Source organism: Cellulomonas septica, assembly GCF_012396155.1.
In the GTDB taxonomy this organism is placed as follows: domain Bacteria; phylum Actinomycetota; class Actinomycetes; order Actinomycetales; family Cellulomonadaceae; genus Cellulomonas; species Cellulomonas septica.
Window position 1 is genome coordinate 1 of the sequence record NZ_JAAXOY010000134.1, and the last position, 6961, is coordinate 6961.

A 6961-nucleotide genomic window follows, 5' to 3' on the forward strand; every position below is an offset into this window, starting at 1 on the left:
ACGCGCGCCGCGGCGCCGTCTGGGGCGTGCACGTCGGCTGGAGCGGCAACCACCGGTTCGCCGCCGAGCGGACCCCGCGCGGCGACGCGGTCCTCAGCGGCGGCGAGCTGCTGCTGCCCGGCGAGGTCGTCCTGCAGCCGGGCGAGGAGTACGTCTCGCCGTGGCTCTACGGCAGCCACGGCACGGGCCTCGACGAGCTCGCGGGCCGCTTCCACACGTACGTGCGGTCGCGCCCGCAGCACCCGCGCACGCCGCGACCCGTCACGCTCAACACCTGGGAGGCCGTGTACTTCGACCACGACCTCGACCGTCTGCGGGCGCTCGCGCGCACCGCCGCGGACCTCGGCATCGAGCGCTTCGTGCTCGACGACGGCTGGTTCGGCTCGCGCCGCGACGACACGCGCGGGCTCGGCGACTGGGAGGTCTCCGACGAGGCGTGGCCCGACGGGCTGCACCCGCTGATCGAGACCGTCACGGGACTCGGCATGCAGTTCGGCCTGTGGGTCGAGCCCGAGATGGTCAACCCCGACTCGGACCTGGCCCGCGCGCACCCCGACTGGCTGCTCGCGGTCCCCGGCCGCCTGCCCGTGCCCGCGCGCACGCAGCAGGTGCTCGACCTCGGGCGTCCCGAGGCGTTCGCGCACATCCTGGAGCGCCTCGACGCGATCCTCACCGAGCACGACATCGCGTACCTCAAGTGGGACCACAACCGCGACCTGGTCGACGCGGGCCACGGCCACCTCGGCGTCCCCGGCGTGCACCGCCAGACGCAGGCCGTCTACCGCCTGCTCGACGAGCTGCGCGCACGCCACCCGCACGTCGAGATCGAGTCGTGCGCGTCCGGAGGCGCGCGCGTCGACCTCGGCATCCTCGAGCGCACCGACCGCGTGTGGGTGTCCGACACCATCGACCCCGTCGAGCGTGAGCAGATCCAGCGCTGGACCGGCCTGCTGCTGCCGCCCGAGCTCATGGGCCAGCACGTGGGTGGTCCCGAGTCGCACACCACCGGCCGCCGGCACGCGCTCTCGTTCCGCGCCGCCACCGCGTTCTTCGGCCACTTCGGCGTCGAGTGGGACGTCACGCAGGCGACCGACGACGAGCGCGCCGAGCTCGCCACGTGGATCGCCGCGCACCGGGCGCACCGCGACCTGCTGCACACCGGCACCCGCGTGCACGACGAGCCCGCCGACCGTGCGCTGCGCGTCGACGGCGTCGTCGCTCCCGACCGGTCCGCCGCGATCTTCGCCGTCACCCAGCTGACGACGAGCGTCACGAGCCCGCCCGGAGCCGTCCGGCTCCCCGGGCTCGACCCGGACGCGCGCTACGACGTGCGCCCGCTCCCGCCCGGGAACACCATCGAGGGACACGGTCGCGGCCCCCTGGCCTGGTGGGACGAGGGGGTCCGGACCACCGGAAGCGTCCTGCAGCAGGTCGGGCTCCGCGCCCCCACCCTCTTCCCCGAGCGGACCGTCCTCGTGCAGGTCCGGCGCACCGACGCGCCGCCCGCACCCGGCACCGGGGGCGCCGACGCCGCCCGGCCGACGTCAGGAGACATCGCATGACCAGGAGACGCGCGAGGAGACGCACGACCGCGGCGCTCGCGGCCGCGGCCCTCCTGCTGCCGCTCGCCGCGTGCGCGCGCGGCGACGACCGCAGGGAGATCACGTTCTTCCAGTTCAAGCCCGAGGCCGTCCAGTACTTCGAGGACCTCGCGGCGCAGTTCGAGGAGCAGAACCCCGACGTCCGCGTCGTCGTGCAGAACGTGCCGGACCCGGAGACGGCGCTGCGCACGCGCCTGGTGAAGGACGACGTGCCCGACGTGCTCACGCTCAACGGCAACGGCACCTTCGGCGAGTTCGCGTCGGCCGGCATCTTCACCGACTTCGCCGACAGCCCCGTCCTCGACGACATCAACCCGGGCTTCGTCGAGGTCGTCCAGGCGCTCGGCCAGAGCGAACCGGGCGCCGTCAACGGCATCCCCTTCGCCGCCAACGCGAGCGGCGTCCTCTACAACGAGGAGCTCTTCGCGCAGCACGGCGTCGAGGTCCCGACCACGTGGGACGAGCTCATCGCCGCGGCCCAGACCTTCGAGGACGCGGGCGTCACGCCGTTCTACGGCATGCTCGCGGACGCGTGGACCGCGCAGTCGCCGCTCGCGCCGCTCACCGCGCAGACGGCCCCCGACGACTTCTTCGAGGAGCGGTTCGCCGGCGAGACGACGTTCGCGGAGGGCTGGCGCGAGGCGCTCGAGAAGGAGGGCGAGCTCTACGAGTACACGCAGCCGGACCCGGCGGCCGTCGGCTACCAGGAGGGCACGCGCGCGTTCGCCTCGGGCGAGTCCGCGATGCTGCTGCTCGGCTCGTACGCGGTGCCGCAGATCCGCACGTTCGACCCGCAGTTCACCGTCGGGTCGTTCGCGCTCCCGGCGACGGACGACCCCGAGCGCACGACGCTCGTCTCGGGCGTCGACGTCCTCGTCACGACCGGCGCGGACAGCGCGCACCCGGAGGAGGCCCAGCGCTTCGTCGACTTCCTGCTGCAGCCCGACGTGGTGCAGGAGTACGCGGAGGCGCAGGTCGCGATCCCCGCGATCGAGGGCGCCGCGAACACCGACCCGGCGCTCGCGGGCGTCCAGCAGTACATCGACGACCAGCGGCTGGTCGGGTTCACCGACCACCAGTTCATCCCCGCGATCCCGCTGGCACCGCTGCTCCAGCAGTACCTGCTCGGGGGCGACGCCCAGACCATGCTCACGCAGCTCGACGAGGACTGGGACAAGGTCGCGGCCCGCCGCACCTGGGGCCTGGGGAAGGTGCAGGAAGGATGACCGCCACGACGGCCCCCGCCCGGACGGGGGAGGACCGCCCGCAGCGCGTGCGACGCGGCGGCATCGCCTCGCGCACCGCCCGCGCCTTCTACTGGATGGTGCTACCGGCGTTCGCGCTGTTCTTCCTGCTGCACACGGTGCCCGTGCTCCAGGGCATCTACTACAGCTTCACCGACTCGCCCGGGTACGGCCCGTACGAGTTCGTCGGCATCGCCAACTACGTCGCGCTCTTCACCGACGACCGCGTGCTGCACGCGTACGTGTTCACGTTCCAGTTCGCGATCGTCGCGACGATCCTCGTGAACGTCATCGCGCTGGGCGTCGCCATGGCGCTCAACAGCCGCATCAAGTTCCGCACGACGCTGCGCGCCGTCTACTTCGTGCCGTACGTGCTCGCGATCCTCGTCGTCGGGTACGTCTTCCAGTACCTGTTCGCGATCTCCATCCCGGCCATCGCGCAGTCCCTCGGCAACGAGCGGTTCTCGACGTCGATCCTGGGCGACGAGGGTCTCGCGTGGATCGCGATCGTCGTGCTCGCCGTCTGGCAGGCCGCGGCGTTCAACATCGTGCTCTACCTCGCGGGCCTCCAGACGGTCCCGCACGAGCTCTACGAGGCCGCGTCGCTCGACGGCGCCGGGGCGTGGCGCAAGTTCACGAGCATCACGTTCCCCATGATCTGGGGCTTCTTCGTCATCAACATGGTGCTCGCGCTCAAGGGGTTCCTGCAGGTGTTCGACCACGTCATCGCCATGACGGGCGGTGGTCCGGGCACGGCGACCGAGTCGGTCGGCGTCCTCATCTACAAGGGCGGCTTCCAGGGCGGCGAGTTCGGCTACCAGCTCGCGAACGCCGTCGTCTTCATGGTCGTCATCATCGTGTTCGCCCTCGTCCAGTTCCGAGTCCTGCAGCGTGGAGAGGGGAACGTCGCATGACCGCCACCGCCGCACCGCCCGTCGGCCGCCTCACCGGCGACGACGCCGACGCCGTCGACCCGACCGGACCGCGCCGCCCGTCGCGACGCCGTCGTCGCAGCGCCTCCGACCCCGGCGAGCCCGGGGGGCGCACCAACTGGTGGCTCACCGGGCTGATGATCTTCCTGTCCCTGAGCATCCTCGTGCCGATGTACCTCGTGGTCGTCACGGCCCTCAAGACGCCCGACCAGCTCTCGGGTGCCGGCTTCGACCTGCCGAGTCCCGTGACGTTCGGGAACTTCGGCGAGGCCTGGCGGCTCACCGACTTCCCGCGCTCGGCGCTCAACAGCGCCATCATCACGGTCGGCGCGGTCGTGCTGACCCTGCTGACGAACTCGATGGTCGCGTACGCGATCGCCCGGAACATGCACCGCCGGCTGTTCAAGGGGCTGTTCTTCTACTTCATCGCGGCGCTGTTCGTGCCGTTCCCGATCCTCATGCTGACGGTCGCCAAGCTGACCGCCCAGCTGCACCTGGACAACCAGGCCGGCCTGATCCTGCTGTACACGGTGTTCGGCCTGTCGTTCAACGTGTTCGTCTACGTCGCCTACATCCACTCCATCCCGAAGGAGCTGGAGGAGGCGGCGATCATGGACGGCGCCAACGCGTGGACGGTCTTCTGGAAGGTGATCTTCCCGCTCCTGAGGCCGATGAACGCGACCGTCGGCATCATCACGTGCGTGTGGGCGTGGAACGACTTCATGCTGCCGCTCGTCATCCTGTCCGACCCGGAGGCGGCGACGCTGCCGCTGCAGCAGTACGTCTTCCAGGCGCAGTTCTCGACGAACTACACGGTCGCCTTCGCCTCCTACCTGCTGGCGATGGTCCCGCTGCTCGTCGTCTACGTGCTCGCGCAGCGCTGGGTGATCTCCGGCGTCACGCGCGGCGCGATCAAGTGACCGCCCCGCACCGACCCACCTCTCCGGAAGGGACCGAGATCGCATGACGTGGACCGTCGAGGACGCCCCGTGGTGGACCCGCGCCGTCGTCTACCAGGTGTACCCGCGCTCGTTCGCCGACTCCGACGGCGACGGCGTGGGGGACCTGCGGGGCGTCCTCGACCACGTCGACCACCTCGCCGCGCTCGGCGTGGACGTCGTCTGGCTGTCGCCGATCTACCCGTCGCCGCAGGACGACAACGGGTACGACATCAGCGACTACCAGGACGTCGACCCGTCGTTCGGCACGCTCGCCGACCTCGACGCGCTGCTCGCGGCGCTGCACGAGCGCGGCATGCGGCTCGTCATGGACCTCGTCGTCAACCACACGTCGGACGAGCACCCGTGGTTCGTCGAGTCGCGCTCGTCGACGGACAGCGCGAAGCGCGACTGGTACTGGTGGCGCCCGCCGCGGCACGGCATGGCGCCGGGTCAGCCGGGTGCCGAGCCGACGAACTGGCGGTCCTTCTTCTCGGGACCCGCCTGGGAGCTCGACGAGGCGACCGGGGAGTACTACCTGCACCTGTTCAGCCGGAAGCAGCCCGACCTCAACTGGGAGAACCCCGAGGTCCGGCACGCCGTCTACGCGATGATGCGCTGGTGGCTCGACCGCGGGGTCGACGGCTTCCGGATGGACGTCATCAACCTCGTCTCGAAGGACCCCGCGCTGCCCGACGGGCCTGTGCGCGACGGCGTGCTCGGCGACGGCAGCGCGGCCTACACGAACGGGCCGCGCATCCACGAGTTCCTCGCCGAGATGCACCGCGAGGTGTTCGCGGGCCGGTCCGACCGGCTGCTCACCGTGGGGGAGATGCCCGGCGTGACCGTCGAGCACGCGCGCCTGTTCACCGACCCGGCGCGCGCCGAGGTCGACATGGTGTTCCAGTTCGAGCACGTCGGCCTCGACCACGGGCCCGGGGGCAAGTTCGACGTGCGGCCGCTGCGGCTGCGCGACCTCAAGGCGTCCTTCGGGCGCTGGCAGGCCGAGCTCGCGGACGTCGGGTGGAACAGCCTCTACTGGAACAACCACGACCAGCCGCGCATCGTGTCCCGGTTCGGCGACGACGGCCGCTACCGGCGCGAGTCCGCGACGATGCTCGGGACCGTGCTCCACCTGCACCGCGGGACGCCGTACGTCTACCAGGGCGAGGAGCTCGGGATGACGAACGCGCGGTTCGACTCGTTCGACGACTACCGCGACATCGAGTCGCTGCGGCACGTCGCCGAGGCCCGCGCGCACGGCCACGCGACCGACGACGAGCTGCTCGACGGGCTCGCCGCGATGAGCCGCGACAACGCGCGCACGCCCATGCAGTGGGACGAGACCGAGCACGCCGGCTTCACGACCGGCACGCCGTGGCTCCCCGTCAACCGGAACCACGTCGAGGTCAACGCGGTCGCGGCGCGCGCCGACGACCGCTCGGTGTTCCACCACTACCGCCGCCTGGTCGAGCTGCGGCACACCGACCCGGTCGTCGCGCTCGGCGACTTCACGATGCTGCTGCCCGACCACGAGCACGTCTACGCGTTCACGCGGTCCCTCGACGGCGACACCCTGCTGGTGCTCGGCAACTTCTCGGGCGACGAGCAGGACGTCGCGGTCGACGCCGCCGCGGGCTCGACGCTCGTGCTCGGGAACTACGACGGCGACGCCGTGCCGGACGCCGACGGGCGGGTCAGGCTGCGGCCCTGGGAGGCGCAGGTCCGCCGCGTCGCCCGCTGAGCCGGGCTGCCCCGACGCGCGCCCCGCGAGCCGGGCGGCCAGGTCGCGGGCGTGCCGGCGTCAGGACGACTGCACGTCCACCACGACGCGCACCGGGTCCTGCAGCACGAACACCCGGAACGGCCGCCGCTCGCCCGCGACGCCCACGACGGACTGCGTCATGCCCTCGAACGTCAGCGGCCGCGTGACCTGGACGACCGTCCCCTCGCGCGGGCCGACGTCCTGCGCGAACTCGTCGTGGCCCGTGTCGTGGGGGTAGCCCGTGCCGGTCAGCCAGACGTCGAGCACGGCCTCGCCCGCGACGTCGACCGGCTCGCCGCTGCCGTCCTGCACGGCCTGGTCGACGTACCCGACGCGGTAGCCGGGGACGCCGCCGCCCGCGACCTCGTAGACGACCCGGTCGTAGCCGTCGTGCGTGCCGACGCGGACGTCGACGACGGTGACGCGCGCACCCGACGGCTCGGCCTCCGCGGTCGTCGTCGCGGGCGCGAAGCCCTCGGCG

Annotated in this window: 6 protein-coding genes; 5 read left to right on the forward strand and 1 reads right to left on the reverse strand. The window is 71.8% G+C overall.

The window, feature by feature from the left end; all coding sequences use genetic code 11:
* The 5 genes from HGA02_RS07255 to HGA02_RS07275 form a co-directional block, all read left to right on the forward strand.
* Positions 1-1562 (forward strand): alpha-galactosidase (locus tag HGA02_RS07255; RefSeq protein WP_168678461.1); only part of this gene is annotated, 1562 nt, incomplete at its 5' end.
* Positions 1559-2827 (forward strand): ABC transporter substrate-binding protein, encoded by a 1269-nt coding sequence (locus tag HGA02_RS07260; RefSeq protein ID WP_168678462.1) that lies wholly within the window; start codon positions 1559-1561, stop codon positions 2825-2827. The genes HGA02_RS07255 and HGA02_RS07260, both read left to right, overlap by 4 nt.
* On the forward strand, positions 2824-3759 hold the full coding sequence (locus HGA02_RS07265; RefSeq protein WP_168678463.1) for a carbohydrate ABC transporter permease: 936 nt from the start codon (positions 2824-2826) through the stop codon (positions 3757-3759). The genes HGA02_RS07260 and HGA02_RS07265 overlap by 4 nt, the downstream gene beginning before the upstream one ends.
* Entirely contained in the window at positions 3756-4697 is a 942-nt protein-coding gene (locus tag HGA02_RS07270) for a carbohydrate ABC transporter permease (protein WP_168678464.1), read from the forward strand. The genes HGA02_RS07265 and HGA02_RS07270 overlap by 4 nt, the downstream gene beginning before the upstream one ends.
* Before the next feature lie 43 nt (positions 4698-4740).
* Positions 4741-6459 (forward strand): glycoside hydrolase family 13 protein, encoded by a 1719-nt coding sequence (locus tag HGA02_RS07275; protein WP_168678465.1) that lies wholly within the window; start codon positions 4741-4743, stop codon positions 6457-6459.
* A 60-nt stretch (positions 6460-6519) separates the two neighbouring features.
* Here HGA02_RS07275 and HGA02_RS07280 read toward each other — a convergent pair.
* Positions 6520-6961, reverse strand: a 442-nt coding sequence (locus HGA02_RS07280) for an AMIN-like domain-containing (lipo)protein (protein WP_425483037.1), incomplete at its 5' end; no start/stop codon positions are given.

What these genes read in the sequence shown, in the direction of transcription:
- HGA02_RS07260 (WP_168678462.1), top strand. Translation starts at nt 1,559, where the DNA reads ATGACCAGGAGACGCGCGAGGAGACGCACGACCGCGGCGCTCGCGGCC.
- HGA02_RS07265 (WP_168678463.1), top strand. Translation starts at nt 2,824, where the DNA reads ATGACCGCCACGACGGCCCCCGCCCGGACGGGGGAGGACCGCCCGCAG.
- HGA02_RS07270 (WP_168678464.1), top strand. Translation starts at nt 3,756, where the DNA reads ATGACCGCCACCGCCGCACCGCCCGTCGGCCGCCTCACCGGCGACGAC.
- HGA02_RS07275 (WP_168678465.1), top strand. Translation starts at nt 4,741, where the DNA reads ATGACGTGGACCGTCGAGGACGCCCCGTGGTGGACCCGCGCCGTCGTC.